At 75.1% G+C, this 19,631-nt stretch carries 17 protein-coding genes; 10 read left to right on the forward strand and 7 right to left on the reverse strand.

The features are described from left to right. Nucleotides 1–324: 324 nt before the first annotated feature. The 3 genes from IO33_RS0127990 (at nucleotide 325) to IO33_RS0128000 (ending at nucleotide 2,494) form a co-directional block, all read left to right on the forward strand. A complete protein-coding gene (locus IO33_RS0127990; protein ID WP_031169936.1) occupies nucleotides 325–987 on the forward strand; it encodes a GNAT family N-acetyltransferase in 663 nt (220 codons plus the stop codon). 68 nt (nucleotides 988–1,055) lie between these two features. Continuing rightward, nucleotides 1,056–1,853, forward strand: coding sequence for an SAM-dependent methyltransferase (locus tag IO33_RS0127995; protein WP_031169938.1), 798 nt, complete (start codon nucleotides 1,056–1,058; stop codon nucleotides 1,851–1,853). Between the two features lie 89 nt (nucleotides 1,854–1,942). Next, nucleotides 1,943–2,494: a GNAT family N-acetyltransferase gene (locus IO33_RS0128000; protein WP_037686145.1), complete on the forward strand. Its 552-nt coding sequence runs from the start codon at nucleotides 1,943–1,945 to the stop codon at nucleotides 2,492–2,494. 69 nt (nucleotides 2,495–2,563) lie between these two features. Here IO33_RS0128000 and IO33_RS0128005 read toward each other — a convergent pair whose 3' ends face one another. The 3 genes from IO33_RS0128005 to IO33_RS0128015 all read right to left on the reverse strand — a co-directional run bounded on the left by IO33_RS0128005 (nucleotide 2,564) and on the right by IO33_RS0128015 (nucleotide 5,837). Beyond that, complete coding sequence (locus IO33_RS0128005) at nucleotides 2,564–2,863, reverse strand: hypothetical protein (RefSeq protein WP_031169942.1); 300 nt, start codon at nucleotides 2,861–2,863, stop codon at nucleotides 2,564–2,566. A gap of 35 nt (nucleotides 2,864–2,898) precedes the next feature. After that, the gene (locus IO33_RS0128010; RefSeq protein WP_051927001.1) at nucleotides 2,899–5,067 is read right to left on the reverse strand and encodes an acetoacetate decarboxylase family protein; all 2,169 of its coding nucleotides are present in this window, start codon (nucleotides 5,065–5,067) and stop codon (nucleotides 2,899–2,901) included. A 311-nt stretch (nucleotides 5,068–5,378) separates the two neighbouring features. Further along, a complete protein-coding gene (locus IO33_RS0128015; RefSeq protein ID WP_031169946.1) occupies nucleotides 5,379–5,837 on the reverse strand; it encodes an NAD(P)H-dependent oxidoreductase in 459 nt (152 codons plus the stop codon). Between the two features lie 174 nt (nucleotides 5,838–6,011). On the opposite strand from IO33_RS0128015, the gene IO33_RS0128020 reads away from it, so the two are divergent. After that, nucleotides 6,012–6,884: a GNAT family N-acetyltransferase gene (locus IO33_RS0128020; RefSeq protein WP_245235903.1), complete on the forward strand. Its 873-nt coding sequence runs from the start codon at nucleotides 6,012–6,014 to the stop codon at nucleotides 6,882–6,884. 88 nt (nucleotides 6,885–6,972) lie between these two features. Further along, nucleotides 6,973–7,671: a lipoprotein gene (locus IO33_RS0128025; protein WP_031169950.1), complete on the forward strand. Its 699-nt coding sequence runs from the start codon at nucleotides 6,973–6,975 to the stop codon at nucleotides 7,669–7,671. A gap of 117 nt (nucleotides 7,672–7,788) precedes the next feature. Here the strand turns inward: IO33_RS0128025 and IO33_RS0128030 are convergent, their stop codons facing one another. After that, on the reverse strand, nucleotides 7,789–9,822 hold the full coding sequence (locus IO33_RS0128030) for a DUF1996 domain-containing protein (RefSeq protein ID WP_031169952.1): 2,034 nt from the start codon (nucleotides 9,820–9,822) through the stop codon (nucleotides 7,789–7,791). Nucleotides 9,823–10,191: 369 nt separating this feature from the next. On the opposite strand from IO33_RS0128030, the gene IO33_RS52740 reads away from it, so the two are divergent. After that, on the forward strand, nucleotides 10,192–11,889 hold the full coding sequence (locus tag IO33_RS52740; RefSeq protein ID WP_051927002.1) for an NlpC/P60 family protein: 1,698 nt from the start codon (nucleotides 10,192–10,194) through the stop codon (nucleotides 11,887–11,889). Nucleotides 11,890–12,052: 163 nt separating this feature from the next. Further along, the gene (locus IO33_RS0128040; protein WP_031169956.1) at nucleotides 12,053–13,417 is read left to right on the forward strand and encodes an FAD-dependent oxidoreductase; all 1,365 of its coding nucleotides are present in this window, start codon (nucleotides 12,053–12,055) and stop codon (nucleotides 13,415–13,417) included. Nucleotides 13,418–13,554: 137 nt separating this feature from the next. Here the strand turns inward: IO33_RS0128040 and IO33_RS0128045 are convergent, their stop codons facing one another. Both IO33_RS0128045 and IO33_RS0128050 read right to left on the reverse strand, forming a co-directional pair. Continuing rightward, entirely contained in the window at nucleotides 13,555–14,556 is a 1,002-nt protein-coding gene (locus IO33_RS0128045; protein WP_031169959.1) for a hypothetical protein, read from the reverse strand. After that, nucleotides 14,553–14,936, reverse strand: coding sequence for a PadR family transcriptional regulator (locus IO33_RS0128050; protein WP_031169961.1), 384 nt, complete (start codon nucleotides 14,934–14,936; stop codon nucleotides 14,553–14,555). The genes IO33_RS0128045 and IO33_RS0128050 overlap by 4 nt, the downstream gene beginning before the upstream one ends. 386 nt (nucleotides 14,937–15,322) lie before the next feature. On the opposite strand from IO33_RS0128050, the gene IO33_RS0128055 reads away from it, so the two are divergent. From IO33_RS0128055 to IO33_RS0128065, 3 genes are all read left to right on the forward strand, one after another. Next, on the forward strand, nucleotides 15,323–16,600 hold the full coding sequence (locus tag IO33_RS0128055) for a hypothetical protein (RefSeq protein WP_245235904.1): 1,278 nt from the start codon (nucleotides 15,323–15,325) through the stop codon (nucleotides 16,598–16,600). 269 nt (nucleotides 16,601–16,869) lie between these two features. After that, entirely contained in the window at nucleotides 16,870–17,154 is a 285-nt protein-coding gene (locus IO33_RS0128060) for a DUF1232 domain-containing protein (RefSeq protein WP_031169965.1), read from the forward strand. Between the two features lie 29 nt (nucleotides 17,155–17,183). After that, nucleotides 17,184–17,912: a 2-phosphosulfolactate phosphatase gene (locus IO33_RS0128065; protein WP_051927003.1), complete on the forward strand. Its 729-nt coding sequence runs from the start codon at nucleotides 17,184–17,186 to the stop codon at nucleotides 17,910–17,912. 1 nt (nucleotide 17,913) lies between these two features. On the opposite strand, the gene IO33_RS0128070 is transcribed toward IO33_RS0128065, so the two are convergent. Next, nucleotides 17,914–19,335 (reverse strand): hypothetical protein, encoded by a 1,422-nt coding sequence (locus IO33_RS0128070; RefSeq protein WP_245235905.1) that lies wholly within the window; start codon nucleotides 19,333–19,335, stop codon nucleotides 17,914–17,916. Nucleotides 19,336–19,631 lie beyond the last annotated feature (296 nt).

Here is a 19,631-nt window from a genome sequence, read left to right on the forward strand (position 1 = left end):
CGCACCCCACCTGCCACCTGCCTCAACATCCCCGGGGGCGATACGGATCCGGGTGCTTCCCGGAACCGGCCCACCGCCCCACGACCGCACCCCACCCGCCCGACACCTATCGCACACCCCGCCTCCACACCGCCCTCACTCCATGCCGCTCCACGCCGCCCCGCTCCGCCACGCCCGGCGACCGAAACCACCCCCACGCACACCCCACCCACCGCTGAAGGCCGGTACATTCGCCGCCGGTGCGGGGCGTCCGCATCTGGCGGGGCCCGGGGTTCGTGCGGGCTCCGCGTCCGCAACGCGCAAGCGTTCCGCCCGGGGGTGTGCATGATCTGGTCGGTGATCCGCCGGAGGCGGGCCGCGGCCGGGCTGCCCGCGCCCGGGCGGTGCGAGCCCGCGTGCGGCCGGCACGCCCTGGCCACCGAACGGCTGTTGCTGTTCACACCGCGGACCCGGCTCGACGTGGCGGCGGCGCTCGCCGCCTGCGCCGACGCCGAGGCACAGCGCTGGCTCGGCACCCAGGCCGACCGGATCGTGCCCGACCCCGGCGCCCGCCGGGCCCTGCTGGCCTGGCGGCCGGCCGGTGACGACGGCCGCCGGGTGCCCCGGAGGCTGGCGCAGCCGTACGCACCCGGCCCGGACGACCCGCTGCTCCTGGTCTGTGTGCGCCGATCCGACCTCGCCTACGCCGGCGCCCTGGAACTGGAGCACCGCACGGGCGAGATGGGCGGCTGGCTGGCGCCGTCCTGCCGGGGCCAGGGCCTGGGCGCGGAGCTGTTCCGCGCGGGTGCGGCGCTCGCGCACACCCATGCCGGACTGGCCACCGTCCGGGCGGGTGCGGAGCCCGGGAACACCGCGAGCCGCCGGGCGCTGGCCCGGGCCGGCTTCGTGGCGGACGAGGGACCGCCCCGCCACACCCTGCCCGACGGCCGTGAGGTCGACGCCGTCTGGCACCGCCACGACAGCGCGGCGGCTTCCCGCTGCCGCTGACCACCGCGCACGCGACGCCCGGCCAGCGGCGTGCGCCATCCACCCCCCACCTTTCACGGAGAGCCCACGTGACAGACACCGGATTCAGCCCGGAGCGCATCGACACCGGCAAGCCGCACTCGGCCCGTATGTACGACTGGTTCCTGGACGGCAAGGACCACTACCCGGTCGACGCCGAGGCCGCGCAGCGAGTGCTGGAGCTCTTCCCGGGTGTCAAAAACACGGCCTGGGCCAACCGCGAGTTCATGCACCGGGCCGTCCGCTTCGTCGCCCGTCAGGGCGTCGACCAGTTCCTCGATGTGGGCACCGGGATCCCCACCGAGCCGAATCTGCACCAGATCGCCCAGGCCGTCACCCCGAGCGCCCGCGTGGTGTACGCGGACAACGACCCGATCGTTCTCCGGCACGCCGAAGCCCTGCTCCGCGGCACGCCCGAGGGCCGTACCGCCTATGTGCACGCCGACGTCCGGGAACCGGAGCGGATCCTGGAGTGCGCCCGCGAGCACCTGGACCTCACCCGGCCCGTAGCCCTGTCCCTGATCGCGCTGCTGCCGTTCGTCACCGACGAGCAGGATCCGCACGGTGTCGTGCGCGCGTTGCTGGAGCCGCTGCCCTCCGGCAGCCATCTGCTGTTGTCCCACGGCAGCGGCGAGTTCGACCCGGAGCTACGGGAGCGGATCGTGGCGGTCTACCGCGCCGGCGGCACCCCGGTCCAGGCCCGCTCGCTCGCCGAGGTGACCCGGTTCTTCGACGGCCTCGACGTGTACGAACCGGGTGTCGTGCCGGCCACGCGCTGGCTCCCGGAGCCGGGGATGCGGGTCGTGGCGGAACAGCCGGTGTACGTGGGGGTGGCCCGCAAGCCCTGACGCGGCGGGTACGAGGTCCGGCTCGGCCGGCCGTGCCGGACCGGCGCAGCGGACATATGCTGCGAAATACCGCCCTGAAGGGAGTGTCCATGGCCGCCGTCCCGCCCAGCTCCGAGGAGCTGACGCTCCAGCCCCTCGGGTTCGAACACCTGGCCGCCGTCCTCGACCTCGGCCACAAGGTGTACGACACCGATGCCATGCCCTACACGGGCTGGTCGCTGTCGGCCGTCGCCGGGCATCTGGACGCACCGGACCCCGCCTGCCTGGTGGTGCTGGACGGCGACCGGGTGGCCGGGTTCGTGCTCGGTTCGCTGTCCTTCGAGCAGCGCGCCGACTGGGGCTATCTGGAGTGGATCGCCGTCGATCCCGCCTACCAGGGGCGCGGGGTGGCGTCCCGGCTGGTGAAGGAGTGCTGTGCGCGGCTCGCATCGGCCGGGGCCGTGTGCGTGGTCACGGATGTGGAACGGCGCAACACCGCCTCGGCCGAGCTGATGCGCCGCAACGGCTTCGCGGAGGAGGCCACCGTCAGCCTCTTCGTGCGACCGCTCGCCGAGAGCCCCGGCAGCGGGGCGGGCCGGGGGCGTGACGCCTCCGCGCCGCGCCGCCACCTCACCCGCGCGGCGGCCGAACGGGTCCGCTGAGACGAACGGGGTGAGCGGCGGCGTCATCACGACGCCCCAGCCGGAGGGAGAGCGGCACACTCGCCCGGGTCACCCCCGGGCAGCCGAGGGCTCGGTCCCAGGCTTCCCCGCCCCGGCCCGTGCGTGGACCTCCAACGCACGGGCGGCACGGCGCAGTTGGTCCGCCGCGGTGGTGCACGCGGCGGCCTGGCGCTCCAGGGCGGGGCGGCTGCCCCCGGGGGCCGCGGCGCAGCCGCTGAGGGCGGCGGCGGTGGCGAGCAGCTTCCGGGCACAGCCGTCCATGAGGCCGGCATCGGCACGCAACATGGCGGCGCGGGCGAGGAGCTCACCGGCCGCGGCCGTGATCGCTCGGGGGGACTCGGTCACCATGGCGGCTCCCACTCGACGGGGCAGGATACGGGTCGTCAGCGCGGCAGCAGGGCGCCGGCGCTGCGGTGGGCCAGGAACTGGGGACAGGCGAGGACGAACAGGGGCCTGGCCGTGTGGATGCCGAGCCGGCGCAGCTGTCCGGCGAGGGGTTCGGCCGCCGCGGTGCCCAGCCGCAGCCGCACTCCGGTGCCGGGGTGCAGCCGCGGCCTGCCGTGGGTCCGTACCAGGGTGCGTACGGTGCTCTCGCCCCGGCGGCCGTAGAGCACCCAGTCGGCCTCCGGGCAGCGGACGCCCGGTCCGAGCCGGCCGGTCACGGCGAGTCCGAGGTCCCGGGACCGTACGTCGATCCGGCGGCCCGTCAGGTCGGCCTCGGCGGTCGTCCGCATCGCGGGCTGGCCCCAGATCTCCCGGGCGACCACGCGGGCCTCCTCGCTGGTGACGGCGAGGCAGAGGACGTAGCGGCCGGTGCGCCGCAGGTCGGAGCGGCGCAGCGGGTCCACGGCGAGGTCGTACGGGCGGGGCCGCCACAGGTCGTCGACCAGGACGGACAGGGCGATCTCGGTGTAGGGGCCGATCGTGGTGCAGCGGTGCTCGTACAGCGACAGCACGGCGAGGGCCCGCCGGCCCAGCCGGCTCGGGGTGAGCCAGGTGCCGCCGGGCAGCAGACCGCGCGCCGCGTCGGCACGGACGGGGAAGCAGAGGTGGGCGACGGCGGAGTCGTAGGAGCGCACCGGCACTTCGACGGGGCCGACCGTCGTGGGGGACGTGCTGGTGGGCAGGGTGAGGAAGGGATGACCCTCGGGCGGGTGGGCTCGGTCCCGGGGCTGGTAGGCCCGGGTACGCACGATGGGACCCCGGTACGCCGCGAGGGCCTCGTCGACTCGCTCGCGGGCCCCCGGGACCACCGTGCGCAGGTGCTCGATGTACTCGCGGAGCATGTGGCACAGCGGGAACTCCCGGGTGGGACCGGGGTAGGCGACCTCGTACCGGTGCGGATGCGGGTCGAGGCGGGGGTTCGTGTCCGGGTCGTCCGGGACGGGCACGGGGTCGTGCTGGTTGGTGATGTGCGCGATCCAGGTGCGCGGGTCGGCGGGCTTCCTGGTGCCGGCCGGGGAGCCGACGGTGACGACGTGCGTGACCCGGTAGCTGCGGCAGAACTCCGCGTCGTGGGCGAGGTTCAGCAGCGCGGTCCCGCCCTCGCCGTGCCCGACGAACGCGAGTTCGGCGCCGCGCGGGATGCCGTAGTCCTTCAGGGCGGCCAGGAGCGAGCGGGTGCAGGAGGAGTCGGTCGTGAACAGCTCGCGCCAGGCACCGACGTAGTCCGGCGGGGAGTCGTTGCGCGGGCGGCCCGGAGCCGTGCCGGGCGCCTGGACGACGTAGCGGACGACCCCGTCGGGGCCGCGAACGTTCTGTACGAGGATCCGCCCGTTGCTGGACAGCACCTCGATGTTGCGCAGGAACCCGAGGAAGGAGCCCTCGGTGGCGATGAACTGCTTCTCCTGGTCGGTGAGGTCGACGGGCTCGGCGGCACCCTCGCTCCTGGGCACGGCCACGAGGCGAGCGGCCCCGATGCCGTCGGGCGGCGCGGCGGCCGGCCCGCGCCGCGCCACGAACGCCCGGCCGGTCCGGCCGGCCCCCGGGTCCTCCTCCAGCAGGGCCCGCAGGTCGAGCAGCGCGGCCGTCAGCGGGCCGAGCCCCGACAGGGCGCGCTGGGCGCCCCGGTCCCGGAACAGCGCGCGCAGGGCCCGTACGGCGTCCGGGTCGCGGCCTCGGTCGACGGCCTCCCTCAGCCGGCGCATGCCCGGGTCGCGCGCCAGCTCGGGGTGGTCGAGCAGCAGGGCCGCGATCCGCAGACGCAGGGAGGCGAGGCCGACCAGCACGGCCAGGCTCTCGCGGCCGGGCGGCGCACCGCCCGCGCCGAACGCCCTGGCGACGCCCTTCGGCACGGTGATCGCCGAGCCGCCGAGGCCCTGCCTGTGCGTCAGGGCCCGTAGCAGCGCCCACCGGGCGGCGAGAGCGGTCCGGGGCCGGCGGCGTGCGGAGGCCCTCAGGGGTGCCGCTCGCAGCGCGCTGCCGGTGCGGGCCGACACCGCGCGGATGTCCTCGGCGACGTCGGCCATGTCCCGAGCGCACCGGCGCAGCAGCTCGCCGGCGTCCTGGCCGTCCGGCGCGGACCGTCCGGGTGCGTGGCCGTCCGCTCGCATCCGACGCTCCCTGGCTCGACGACGTACGACGACATACGACGGGCTTCGGCCACGCCGGCGGGGCGCGGCCCCGGTCCCATCGTCGGCCAGGGACAGCGGGCCCGCACCTTCATCCGTCCAGGCGGCCGGTGCGCCCGGGCATCGCCGTCGCTCCCGGGCTGGTGCTGACGGGCGCTCACCACCGGTGTGCGGGCCCTCGGTCGCCGGTGGTGCCGTCGGGCCCCGGCCCGCGCGCATCACCGGGCGTGACGGTGCGACGGTCACTCCGGTGGCCGCAGGGGAGCCCTGGCCCGGGCGGCCCGGTCCGTCCCTCACGTGCCGGGCATCAGCCCCGCCGCGACCGTGGCCCCCAGCTCCCAGCACGCCTGGGTCCCGGCCTTGCCCGGCTCGCCGGTGACGGTCACCGCGTCGGCCGCGCGGCGCCAGCCGAGGCCGGTGGTGACGGCCTCGATGGCGCGGACGGCGCCGGTGACGTCGTTGCCGCCGTGGACGTAGTAGCCGAAGGGACGGCCCCGGGTCTCGTCGAGGCAGGGGTAGTAGATCTGGTCGAAGAAGTGCTTCAGCGCACCGGACATGTAGCCGAGGTTCGCCGGTGTGCCGAGCAGATAGCCGTCGGCTTCGAGGACGTCGGCGGCGGTCGCGGACAGGGCCGCCCGCCGGATCACGCGGACGCCCTCGATCTCCGGTGTCGTGGCGCCGGAGACGACGGCCTCGAACAGCGCCTGGCAGTTGGGTGACGGGGTGTGATGGACGATCAGCAAGGTAGGCACACCCGCACCCTGCCGTGCGCCCGCGGCGCCCCGCAAACGGCGGGCGTGGCAGCGGGCACGGCGGGGTAGAGCCTGTGCACGGGATGGACGGGAGGGACTGCCGTGACCGGCACGGGTGCACTCGGGTCCGGCCTTCGACCGCGGTGGCTGCCGGCCGGCTACCGGTGCCGGCCGGTGACGACGGCCGACGCGGCCGCGGTCCACGGGCTGGTCGTCGCGTGCGAGCGGGCGCTGGAGGGCCGCGCCCTGACCGGTGCCGACCGGATCAGCGCCGAACTGACACTGCCCGGTCTGCGTCCGCGGGAGGACACCCTGCTCGTGTGCGACCGCGCGGGCGGGCCGGCCGGGTACGGCTGGGTCAGGGGGCATCGGGCCAGGGTCCATGTGCACCCCGCGCACCAGGGGCGGGGCCTCGGCAGCGGGCTGCTCGCCTGGGCCGAGACCCGGGCCCGGGAGCTGGGCGGCGACCGGCTCGCGCAGACGGTCTCCGACAGCGACGGCGCCGCGACCGCGCTGCTGCGGGCCGGCGGGTACTCCCGGCTGGTCACCGAATGGCTGCTGGAGATCGCGCTGCCGCGGGAACCGGCGGTGCCCGGCCCGCCGGCGGGCATCACCGTACGGCCGTTCCGGCCCGGCGACGAACCGGCCGCCTACCAGCTCACCGAGGACGCGTTCGACGAGTGGCAGCCGCGGCGGAAGAGCTACGCGGAGTGGGCCCGGCACACCGTCGAACGGGCCACGTTCCTGCCGGCGGCCTCACCGGTGGCCCTCGCCGACGGCCAGATGGTCGGGGCGGTGCTGTCCCTGGACGTGCCGGGCCACGACGAGGGATACGTCGAGCGGGTCGCGGTACGGCGCGACCACCGCGGCCGGGGCATCGCCCGCACGCTGCTGTGGGAGGCGTTCCGCACCTTCCACCGCCGGGGCAGACCGGGCTGCACCCTGTGGACGCATTCCGGTGCCGGCGCGCTCCCGCTCTACCAGCGCCTGGGCATGAGCGTCCGGCACAGCTCCACGGTCTACTGCAGGGCACTCGTCACCGGCTGACCCGGTCCGGGCGGCGCGCGCCGGTGCGCGCGGCCCTGTCGGTGCCCTCGGCTACAGTGGCGCCTCCTGAACAGGAGGGGAGAGGGAAGTGCAGGTCGGGGTGGGGTCCGTGCGGGGCAGACTGGTCCTGGCGGTGGCGCTGGCGGCGGTGCTGGGAGGATGCGCGAAGCCGGCGGACGGTGACGCGAGGAGCGCTTCCGGCGCCTCGGCGAGCGCCGGCGGCGAAGGGGCCGGGGGGACGGCGACGGCGAGCGGGGGTTCGATCGGCGCGGCCGGTTCCCGCTGCGAGCTGCCCGTCCGTTTCGACATCGCCAAGGGCTGGAAGGCCGAGGCGGTCGACGCCGAGAAGGAGCTGTCGAAGGCCTCGAAGGGCTCCGACGGCGGCCTGAGCGGGGCGTTCGCCGACGCGTTCCTGCGCCAGGGGCCGGTCACCACGGCCTGTGAGATCGACGCGAAGCCGGCGGGCCACATCGGGTTCCTGCGGGTGTGGACCGGCAAGCCGGAGGACGCCGACGCGGGCGCTGTGCTGCGCCGGTTCGTCGCCGCGGAGGACAACGTCAGCAAGGAGAGGTACCGCTCCGTCCGGACGGGCGGCGGACTGCGCGGCGTGGAGGTGGAGTACCTCTACACCAGCAAGCTCCTGGAGGAGACCAAGAAGGAGACCGCCCTCGCGGTCAGCACACCCGACGGCCCGGTCGTGCTGCACCTGGGCGGCATGGACAGCGAGGAGCACGACGCCATGCGGCCGGCGTACGAACTGGCGAAGCAGACGCTCAAGGTGGGCTGAGCGCGGCCGCCGGGCAGCGCTCGGCCCACGGCCGTGGGGGCTGCTCCGTGCACGGTGTGCGGCGGCCCACTGCGTGGAGTGGGCCGCCGCACACCCTTCGGCCGGCGCGGGCGGCGGTCAGTACCGCAGACGCCTGGCCCGGAGCAGCATGATCAGACCCGACAGGGCGAGCAGGACGCCGAGGGCCGCGGGCCACAGATGCGCCCCGGTCTGAGCGAGTGCGCCCTGCCCGCCCTGCGGTTCGGGCTGCGCGGTCGCCGGCGGGACATGTCCGGCGGCGGTGGCCTGTGCGGGTGCGGACGGGACGGGCTGGGACTGGACGGGCGCGGACGGGGCGGGCGGGGACTGGACGGGCGCGGACGGGGCCGGTCCGGTCGAGCCGCTCTGCTTGCCGGTGCCGTGGTGCCGGGTGGACGGTGCCGGGCTGGTGGACCGGTCCTGCCGGGCGGGCGAGCCCTGGTCCGTGGGCTTGTGCTGCTCAGCGGGCCGGCCCTGCCGGGTGGGGTGGTCCTGCGGGGTGGGCTGGTCGTGCCGGGTGGGCTGATCCTGGCGGGTGGTGTGGTGCGGAGTGATCGTCGCGTCGGTCCTCGGAATCTCGGTGGGCCCGGACTCCGTGGGCCCGGACGCCGTGGGTGCCGGCGCGGAGGTCGCCGTGCCGCCGGGCTGCTGCGTCGTACCGCCGCCCGGGGCGGTCGTCGTGCCGGTGCCGGAACTCGCCGTGGGCGCCGGGGTCGTACCGGAGCCGTCACCGCCGGCGCCGCAGGTGCGGCCGGAGTTGATGCAGTCGACCATCTCGCGCATCAGGTCCTCGTCGAAGACGTTGATGAAGTCGCCGTGGTCGGTGACGGGCTTGTGCAGCTGCTCGGGGAAGGAGTCGACCGCGAAGAGCGGAACCGTACGGCCGCCGTCCTGGAGACTCGGCGCCTTGACGTCGTAGACGATGCGCTGCACGAGCTGCGGAATGGCGCGGAAGCCGGCCGGACAGGAGCCGTCGGGGGCGGTGAAGGCCACATGGGTACGGTGGTTGGCGCTGTCGATGTTGCGGCCGTCCCAGCAGCTCTGGAACCGGAAGCTGCGCACCACGTCGCTGCCCGGCGGGCACAGCGGATACTTGTCCTTCAGCTGCCGGTCCTCGTAACCGGTGCAGCTCCAGGACGCGTTGGCGTTGCCGGGCCCGTTGACGAAGGCCTTGGCGTCGCCGGTGATGATGCGCAGGAACCGCGGCATGGCGGTGACCTTGTCGCGCGGGTTGCCCACGAACGTCAGCGTCACCTGCTTGGGCGTGACGATCTGACCCGCGTTGCCCTCCGTGCCGCCGCCCGGGGACCCGGCGTCCCGTTCCTGCGTGCCGTTCTGCAGGCGCAGCACCGGCCAGTAGTAGGTGGACCTGTCGCCCTGGTCGGCGCAGCTCGTCCCGGCCCGGGCGAGGTCGTCGTCGCTCGCGAAGGCGTTGTTGCCCTGGTTGCCGACGTAGTCGTGGAAGTGGTGGGCGCCGTTGGAGACGCCGGGCGCGACGATCACGTTGTCGGAGTTGAACAGGCCGTTCGCGTTGACCCCGCAGGAGGAGCTGAACGTGCCGCGGGAGGCGTCGGCCTGCTGGGCCGGTGCCGGCAGGCCGGGCTGTACGGAGGTGATGTCCGCGTAGTCGGAGACGACCGGCCCGTTGCCGCCCTGGCCGGCGCCGGTCTGCTGGGCACCGCCGGTCGGGGCGGCGGTGGCCTGAGCACCGGCACCCGCGCCGTCGCCGGGGCGCAGGGTGCAGGCGGCCAGGTCGTCCAGACCCTGCGGACGCTCCCCCACCCGGTCGACGGCGTCGGCGATCCGCCCGATCGCCGCGGCCCGCTGCTCCTTCAGAGGGTTCATGATCGTGGCGTCGACGGAGCCGGAGGCCTGACCCGTGGCCTGACCCGACTGCTGCAGCTGCCGGTACGCCGCCGCCGTCTGACGGTCCAGCAGGGCGAGTTCGCGGTCCACGTCGGACCGGGCGGCGTCCGGTACGGCGGTGAGCCGGCTGCCGACGTCGGGGCAGTCGATCGTCGCCATGCCCGTGGACAGGACGTGGCCGGTCCCGTTCGCGCCGGACCCGCCGCCCCAGCTCTCGGTCGCCGAGGCGTAGACGTTCGCCGCGACGAGGCCGCCCCCGCCGAGCATCAGGGCGACCGCTGCGAAGGTCGCGCGTCGTACGCCGGTCGGGCGTCTGCGGTTGTTGCGTGCCAAGGTCGTCCCCTGTGTGATGTGTGCGACGGTCGGGCATGGAGCTCCCCGGCCCCATACGGAGGACGGCGGCGATGTGTTCAACGCTCTCGCGAATTCACCGGAACCTCACAGGAAAACGCGAGTCCGCCCCTTTCCCCTTCGAACGTCACCGCGAACATCACAAATACGTATCGGACATTCCACGCCTCAACCTTCACACGAGGTACACATGTTGGTTAGGTTGACGCGAGGCCGCCCGGCGCTCGACCGAGCCGGACGAGTCGGCCCAACTGCCCTGCGGGGCAAGGAAGGAGCCTGTCTTCCATGGCGCCGGAGAGCCGCGACGAGGGTCCGCAGCGGGACGAGGTCCGACAGCGGGTCAACGCCCTCTACGACCAGGCCGAGAACGCGACCGGGAACTACAACGCGACCCGGGCCATGGCGGCGGTGACGCGCTCGCGGGGCGTTCCGCTGGCCAAGCGGCCCGGCCGGCGGCCGGACCCCGCTCTCGACGAGGTCGCCCGGCCGTGGTTCGAGGGGGCGCGGGCCAAACTCGGTCCGACCGTCCCGGCCGTACTGCCCGCCGACCGGCTGCCCGACCGCCCGGCGGCACCCGGACGCTCCCGGGAGTGGCGGGAAGGCGGACTCGCGGGCGGCACACCGGACGGGCCGGGAACGGGCCTGTCGGCCCGGCGCCCCGAGGCGCTGGAGCGGGCCGCCGGCCGCGCGGTGGCCGAGCTGACGGCCGGCCCGGCACCGGACCCGGAGCAACTGGCCCTGGCCGCACGCGAGAGCGCCCGCGCGGCGCTGCCCGGTCCTCGTCGCCCTGAACTCGCGGGCCGGGCGCCCGAGCCGGCCGACACGGCCGGAGCGGGTGCGCTCGGCGGGAGCGCGGCGGAACCGGCACTGCCGGGCCCCTCGGCCCTGGTGGGCGTACCGGCCGGCCTCGAAGCACCGCGAGCGGCTCCGGGACTTCCCGGCCCCGGGCTTCCGGCGGAACCGGCCGGCCCGGGACCCGTCGAGACGGCCGTCCTCCCGACGGCCGGGCCGTCCGCGCCCTGGGGCACCCCGGCCCTGGAACCGGGAGCGCTCCCCGGCCCGCGCACGTCGGGCCGCCCGTCCCTCGCCGCGTCCAAGGCCGACAACCAGCGCAAACTCGCCGCCGCGAGTGATGTGATCTCCCGGTACGCCGCCCAACTGGTCTCCGCCGCGGCCGTTCCCGCCACGGCCCTGCCGCCCGCGGCCATCGCCCCCGCGCCGCCGGCTGCCCCCTCGGCCGCGCCTCCCGCGCCCCTCACTCCCGCACCGGCCGCTCCCGTCGAAACGGCACCGCTCACGCCGATGACGGCCGCACCGTCCACGCCCCTTCTCGCGACCCAGCCGCCCGCCTACGTTTCGCCCACGCCACCAGCCCCCATGGCGGCCGGGCCCGTCGCGGCCGCCCCGGCCGCCTCCGTGCCGCAGGGGCCCGTCATGGCCGCACCACCGCCACCCCTCGCGCAGCTCCCCCCGGACCCCGGAACGGGCCAGTGGCAGCAGGCGCCGTGGGCGTCACCCGACATGACGGCGACCGCGATACCGGCCGGGGACCCGTGGTCCTCCCCCACCGTGGCCTCCGTGACCGACACCGGTTCCCTGGCACCTCTTGCCGAGTCGCCGCAGACCACGCGGGCCGCCAAGGCCATCGCGTTCGCCCGGGCGCAGATCGGGAAGCCGTGTGTGTGGGGTGCGACGGGGCCGGACTCCTACGACTGCTCCAGTCTCACCCAGGCCGCCTGGAGGGCCGCCGGGGTCACGCTGCCCCGGTCCGCGCACGAGCAGGCGCTCGCCGGCGCCCCGGTCACCCTCGCCGGGATCGAGCCGGGTGATCTGGTCCTGTTCTTCGACGACGACCGGCACGTGGGCCTGCACGTGGGCGGCGGCATGATGGTGCACGCCCCGGGCCCGGGATCGTCGATACGCGAGGAGTCGGTCTACGGCGCCGGGGAGTCGGCGATCCACCGGATCGTGCGGCCCGCCTGACCGGCCCCGGGCGTCGGCGCGTCACCACCCCCATAAGAAGCCGCTGGAGACCTCATAAGATCCCCTTATGAGGTCATAGACCGGACCCGCGTACCTACTTAGGTGTGCCTTAGTTTAGGCTTCCCGATCGAGTCGCCCATTCACGCTCGAAGGGAACCTGATCATGCCGCGCCCCCTGCGGGTAGCCATCGTCGGAGCCGGCCCCGCCGGGATCTACGCCGCCGACGCCCTGCTCAAGTCCGAGGTGGCCGCCGGCCCCGGTGTGTCCATCGACCTCTTCGAGCGGATGCCCGCCCCGTTCGGCCTGATCCGGTACGGCGTCGCGCCCGACCACCCGCGCATCAAGGGCATCATCACCGCCCTGCACCAGGTGCTCGACAAGCCGCAGATCCGGCTGTTCGGCAACGTCGACTACCCGTCCGACATCAGCCTGGACGACCTGCGCGCCTTCTACGACGCGGTGATCTTCTCCACCGGCGCGATGGCCGACCGCGAGCTGTCCATACCCGGCATCGACCTGGCCGGCTCCTACGGCGCGGCGGACTTCGTCTCCTGGTACGACGGCCACCCGGACGTCCCGCGCACCTGGCCGCTGGAGGCCGAGAAGGTCGCCGTCCTAGGTGTCGGCAACGTCGCCCTCGACGTGGCCCGCATCCTCGCCAAGACGGCCGACGAGCTGCTGCCGACCGAGATCCCGCCGAACGTCTACGAGGGTCTGAAGGCCAACAAGGCCCTGGAGATCCACGTCTTCGGCCGCCGCGGCCCCGCCCAGGCGAAGTTCAGCCCGATGGAGCTGCGCGAGCTGGACCACTCGCCGAACATCGAGGTCATCGTCGACCCCGAGGACATCGACTACGACGAGGGCTCGATCGAGACCCGGCGCGGCAACAAGCAGGCCGACATGGTCGCCAAGACGCTGGAGAACTGGGCGATCCGCGACGTGGGCGACCGGCCGCACAAGCTGTTCCTGCACTTCTTCGAGTCCCCGACGGAGATCCTCGGCGAGGACGGCGAGGTCGTCGGCCTGCGCACCGAGCGCACCGCGCTGGACGGCACCGGCAACGTCAAGGGCACCGGCGAGTTCAAGGACTGGGACGTCACGGCGGTCTACCGCGCGGTCGGCTACCTCTCCGAGAAGCTGCCCAAGCTGCCCTGGGACATCGACTCGGGCACCATCCCGGACGAGGGCGGCCGGGTCATCGAGGAGGGCGGCACCCCGCTCCAGTCCGCCTACGTCACCGGGTGGATCCGGCGCGGCCCCGTCGGCCTGATCGGCCACACCAAGGGTGACGCCAACGAGACCGTCGCGAACCTGCTGGACGACTACGCGAACGGCCGGCTGCAGACGCCCGCCTCGCCCGAACCGGAGGCCGTGGACGCCTTCCTCGCCGAGCGCGAGGTCCGCTTCACCAGCTGGGAGGGCTGGTACAAGCTGGACGCCGCCGAGCGGGCCCTGGGCGAGCCGCAGGGCCGCGAACGCGTGAAGATCGTCGAGCGTGAGGACATGCTGCGGGAGAGCGGGGCGTAGGCCCCGGATTCCGCGGGGATGGTGAGGGGCCGGCGCCGGCGCGCCGGCCCCTCACCCCGTTCGGCCCGGGTCCGACACTCCGTCCGGGCCTGTGGACAACTCGGCCCGGACGCCTGCGTGTCCGGCGGGGAGCCGGCTCAGCGGGCCGCGAGCTCGCGGCGCCCGGCCACCGCCAGGACCACGATCAGCAGGGCGAGCCCGGCCGCCTGGGTGAGATCGCCGCCGAGGTACCCGGCCGCCTCCGGCAGCCCGAGCCAGGGGTAGACGGCGGCGACGCGCACGGCCAGCAGGAGCAGGCCGAGCACGGCGAGGGCGAGTGCGCCTCCGGGCGCGGCCGGCTCCCCGCGGCGGGCGTTCCACAGCAGCCAGCCCAGGGAACCGACGACGAAACAGTTGGCGGGACCCCACACCAGGTCGGCGGCGGCGGGCAGCAGCACCAGGGACGCGCCGGTGACCACGCACGCCGCCATGAAGACCACACCGGGGGTCCCCGCCGGCAGCCGGGCCGCAGGCGCGTCGCGGTGATGGGCGGCGCACAGCACCAGGGCCGGGAGCCACGCGAGCAGCGCCAGCGTCACGACGAACGCCGGCTCCACGATGGTCGTCGCGCCGGTCAGCGAGGACACCAGCGGCCACAGGGTGGGCAGCGCCGCCACCAGGACGCCGGTCCGGGCGAGGCGGCGACGGCCGTACAGCAGGCCGAAGTAGGCGGCCGTCCAGCCCAGCGGCAGGATCCACTGGGCGACGGCGCCCGTGTCCGCGAGGGGGCCGTGGCCGGTGAACTCCGAGAGGAACAGCCGGCGTTGCGCACCTCCCCGGGTCAGTGACCAGGTCAGCTGCAGGATCGGCTCGACGACGGCGGAGGCCGCCAGGAGCAGGACGGCGGCCAGTGCGAAGAGCCGGGCGCCCGATCCGAGCAGGACGTAGGGACGGGGTGCCCCGGCCGCGCCGAGGCGGCTGCGCACCGCCAGGGCGGCGATGCTCGCCACCTCGCCGAGCGTCGGCCGGCTCTGGTCCTGCGTGTCGCGGTCGAGGTCGCCCACGTACGTCTCGACCATCTCCTCCTCCCGTTCGCGCCGGTAGTAGGCGGGGAGCAGGCGCAGGACCGCGCGGTAGCGGGTCTCCAGCAGCGTGGTCATGCGTAACCTCCCGCGAGTCCGGGTGTGGTGGGGGGTTCGAGCCCGGCGGGGCCCTCGGCGGCGGGGCGGACCCGGCGGCCCTCAGCGATGCGCCGCTTGGCCGCCCCGGCACCGGCGGCCATCCGCTCGGCCTCCGCGTCCAGGGCCGCGACTCCGTCGTCGGTGAGCCGGTAGTAGCGCCGCAGCCGGCCCTGCTGGACCTCTTCCCGGTCCAGCACGATCAGGCCGTCCGCGGTGAGCCGGTCCAGCACCCCGTACAGCGTGCCGACCCGCAACTGCACCTCTCCGCCGGACAGTTCCTCCGTCTCGCGCAGGATGCCGTAGCCGTGCCGGGGCTGGTCGGCGAGCGCCGTGAGGACGAAGAACGCCGCCCGGGTCATGCTCTTCGCTGTCATGGAGCCAGGATATATCGCCTGCCGATATATATCGAGTGCAGGATGCCGGGGCGGCGGCACCTTCGGTGACGTGTTCCGGGGATGAACGGGGGGGGTGCGCCCCTGAGCGGATGAACGGGGTCCGCCCCTGAGCGGATGGACGGGCGGACCCCGCTCGCCGGACCATTGTGGGCGGCGTACGAGGGCACGACCACGTGTGAAGGACGGCCTCCCGACGCATGCCCCGCGCGCCCCGGGTGAAAGGCGCGCGTCCTGTGCGCGGGGGCGCTCAGTCGCCGCCACACGCCGACCTCCTGCCCCCCCGGACGACGGAACGCCGGGCCGAGCGGTGATACTGGGAGGCGCACCCGCCCCCATCAGCAGATTGGCTCATGTCGAACTCCGCCACCGACCGCGCCACCATCCCGCAGACCCTCTGGGCGGCCCGCGGCCGTCACACCGGTCCCGCCCCCGAGGAGGTCGTCCGCCGCACCCTGGACCGGCACAGAAGGAGCGGGGACATCGACGACTTCGCCGAACCCCCGGTGCCCGAGGACTCGGACCGGCGGGTCTTCGAGGCACGCTGGCGGGCCGGCGGCACGGTCACCGTGCGGGCCCGGCTCACCCTCGTGGCGCGCGAGGGCCGTCCGCAGGGCCACGAGTGGCGGCTCGTCGCGGAGGCCGAGCGCCCGTGGGACGAGGCGTGGCCCTCACCGGCGACGCTGTTCTGGCCCGCGGACGGTGCCGGCGAGGACGGCTCCTGGGACCACCACGCCGCGGTCTCAGGGCTGCGCTTCCGGCAGGTCAACGCTCTGCCCGCGGACGACAAGGAGATGCGGCGCAGGCTGCGGGACGCCGCGCGCGAGGCGTGGTGCGTCAATGTCGTCGTCCACGAGGCGATGACCCCCGACGAGCAGGGCCGGCTGCCGCTGGCCCGGCTGCTGCCGCCGGGGCTCAGGCACCGCGTGGTGGAACACCGGGCCGCGCCGCACCAGTTCCGGGCCGTCAACTGGGCGCTGAAGGACCTCGGCGTCGAAGTGCCGCGCGGCGGCGCCGTACTGCTGCCCCCGGATCCCGCTCCGGAGGGTTACGACGGCCACGAGCACCGTGTGCGCAGCGTCTTCCTGGACGGCTCCGAGCCGGCCGAACTCGTCGCGGCCCTGCGGCACTTCGCCGCCCTGCCCCGGCCGCTGCCGCGCGAGGTCGAGGAGTCCCTCACCGACCTGCGGGAGAACTGGACCCTGCTGACCCTCCAGGAGGAGCTGGAGCGGGAACGGCGGCTGGTCACCGTGTACGCCGAGGCGCTGGAGGCGATGACGAAGTCCCGGGACCTGTACAAGGAGGCCGCCGAGCAGGCCCTGGAGGCCCTCGCCGCCTACCGCGACGTGCCGGCGCCCGCACCCCCGCAGCAGCGGCCCGAGTCCCGGACGCCGGGTGCGCTGCAACCGCTGACCCGGACGTTCGAGCGGCTCAGGTTGGCGGCCAAGGTACGGCGCCCGTCCGGGCCCGCCCCGCAGAGCGCGGCCGAGGACCCGGCGAACGGCGCACCGGACACGCTGACTTCGGCACCGGACATGCTGCCGCCGGCTCCGGACACGCCGGCGTCGGCCGCAACCGCGGCGGAGAGCGGCGGCAAGGGGACCGCCGACGGCACGGACCGGCCGTCGTAGCCCGCGCGCCTGCCCAGCCGTCGTGCCTGCCCAGCTGTCGCGCCGTCGCGGCCGCGGTGAAGCCGGGAGGCCGGCGCAGCCGTCACCGTCGAGCCCATGAGCCGGCGTCGCCGTCCCCGTCGGACCGCCGGTCGGCGTAACCGCCTGGTTTGAGCCCGCCGGTCGGCGCAACCCTTCCCGTAGGAGCCCCTTCCCACAGGAGCGGAGAGCCGGCTCGGCCGTCTCGTCGGAGGCCGGAAGGAGGCCGCGAGGGGCCGCAAGGAGGTCCGATGGATTCCACCACCCTGTTGGTGATCGGCGCCGTCGTCGCCGGGGTGCTGCTCGTCGTCGCCCTCGCGCTGCTGGTACGGCTGGTGCGCGCCCGGCGCACGCTGCGGCGGGCCGGGCTGCCGACGGGGCCGCGCTGGGTGTTCTGGGGCGCCATCGCCTATCTGCTGCTCCCCACCGACCTGCTGCCGGACCCCGTCTACCTGGACGACATCGCCGTCCTGCTGCTGGCGCTGCGCAGTCTGCGCGCCGCCCGGCCGCTGCCGCCTGGTCCGACCGAGCCCTGAACCGCCGCCGCAGGCCCCACCATGGAGCGATGCGGACCGAGTTCACCGGTATACCCGGGACACCGAAGGCCCCGGACGTGGCCGTGGTCGTCGATGTCATGCGCGCGTTCACCGTGGCCGCCTGGGCGTTCCAGCGCGGGGCCGAGCGGATCGTCTTCGCCGGTACACAGGAAGAGGCCCTGGATCTGAAGGCCCGTCACCCGGGCTGGCTCGCCTTCCAGGACGGCGCGCCGGTGCCGGGCTTCGACCTGGCCAACTCCCCGGCCCGGCTGCGTTCGCTGGACGTACGGGGCCGTACGGTCGTGCAGAAGACCACCGCCGGGACGGCGGGGGCACTGGCCGTGGCGGACGCCGGACTGCTGCTGTGCGCGAGTTTCGTGGTGGCCGGCGCGACCGCCGAGGTGCTGCGGCGGGCCCGGCCGGAGACGGTGACCTTCGTCGTCACCGGCGACGGCGGCCGGGCCGAGGAGGACCGTGCCTGTGCCGAGTACATCGCGGACCGCGTCCGCGCGGCCGGCGCCGACCCGGCCCCCTACCTGGAGCGGGCCGGGCGCTCCGACGCCGCGGCACGGCTCGCGGACGGCGTACGGCGCGGCTGGGCCGGTGTCCACCCCGAGGACGTGGCGATGTGCCTGGAGGCGGACACCTTCCCGTTCGCCATGGCGGCCGCCCGGGTGGACGGTCACCTGGTGCTGCGTCCGGTGGACGCCCTGAGCGGGGAGCCGGTCCGTACGGGACCGGCACGCCCGGCGGTGTGAGTCAGCCCGCACGCCCACCGCGGACGGTGCCCGCCACCAGGGTTCCCAGCAGCACCGCGAGGACCGCGATCGCGGCCACCGCCGCCGCGGTGGCGGCGAGCCACGGCGGGGCCAGGGTCGTGTGCCAGGGCCGGATCGGGTCGGGCAGGCCGAACCACCGGCCGAGCTGCCGTTGTGCGGTGAGCGCCGCCGTGACACCGAGCGCGACGGTCCCGGTGACGAGCCGGGCCTGCACCGACCGGCCGGGCAGCACGACGGCCAGCAGGACGCACAGGGCCGAGGCGAGGACGGTGGCCGTGAGGGCACCGTGGGCCGGCCCGGTCCAGGAGCGCGGGGCGTGGGCCACCCCGCACAGGAAGACCAGCACGGCGGCGCCGCGGAGGCCCCAGGCGGGAGCCGTGGACCTCCAGCCGGGCCGGTCGCCGCCCTGCGCCGAGCCGGGCTTCACCGGCCGGCCGTCGGCGGGTCTGCCCTTCGCCGGCCGGTCCGTCCCCGGCCTGCCCCGCCGGCCGGTGCGCACCCGGGTCGTGTCGTCGGGCGTGGACACGGATTCGGCGGACCCGGACACGGAAACGGGTTCGGCGGGCGCGGAAACGGGTGGGGCGGGCTGGGGCACGCAGACGGGTTCGGCGGACGCGGAGGGGGGTTCTGCCGGGGCGTCGGCGGCGGGACCGGAGTGCGACGGCTCGGGCGGCGGGGCCCCGGGCGTCGAGGGCTCGGGCGACGCGGGCTCGGGCAGTGCGGGCTCGTACGACACGGACTCCTGCGGCGAGGTCTCCAGCAGGAGCGTCTCGGGGTCGGGGCGGTCCGCGGAGAGCCGGCCGATCAGCTCGGCGAGTTCCTCGATGGGCCGGTTGGCCGCCGCCTGCACCGCGGCCCGCCCGCAGTGAGGTTCACCGGAGGTGCTGTACAGCAGCTGCACGAGCCGGGCGACGTCGTCCAGGGACCGGCCCGCGGCCGCGGCGCGGACCACCTCGTCGGCGCTGCCGGAGTCCCGCGGCGGCTCGGTCAGGAGGGCCACCAGGCGGGCGAGGTCCTCCACGGAGCGGTCGGCTCCGACCGCGCGCAGCGCGTCGGCCGTGGCCCGGGAGTACTCGGGCGAGTTCTCCAGCAGCGTGATGAGCCGGACGACGTCCTCCAGCGGGCGGTCGGCGACGGCCGCGCGGACCAGGCCGTGCAACGGGTCGCCGTGCGGAACATCGCCGTGGCCCGCGGCGTCCTCCTGAGGGGTGCCGCCGGACGGTTCGCAAGGCCCCGCGGGAGAACCCTCGTCGGGGACCTCCAGGACCGGGTTCGGGGACACCGCCGGCCAGGTGAGGAGCCGGGGGTGCGTGGGGGCCGGCGCGGAGGACAGGTGCGCGGGGCCCGCCACGGAGGATATGAGGGCGTCGTCGGGACAGGGGGAGGGAGAGCGTGTCGTCATCTCGGCTCCAGTCGCAGGGTGCGGCCGCGGCTGCGCCCCCAACACACGGCCACGGCATTACGCAGTCCATTACTAGGAGCGGCCCGGTGGACCCGCCACCTGGACGGGGCACCGGTGTGAGGCGCCCGGGTGACGGTACGGTCCGGGCGACTGCACCTGCCCCCTCCGACCCCGCACCTCCCACCCGGCTCCCCCCACCCGTCTCCGCGCCCCTCTCCCCCGGGCCCGCCCAACTCGTTGCCCCCTCCCACGTGCGTCGCACCGGCCTCCAGGCGCATTCTTGCTGTGTCATCCAC

The organism is Streptomyces durhamensis, assembly GCF_000725475.1.
GTDB classification, from domain to species: domain Bacteria; phylum Actinomycetota; class Actinomycetes; order Streptomycetales; family Streptomycetaceae; genus Streptomyces; species Streptomyces filipinensis.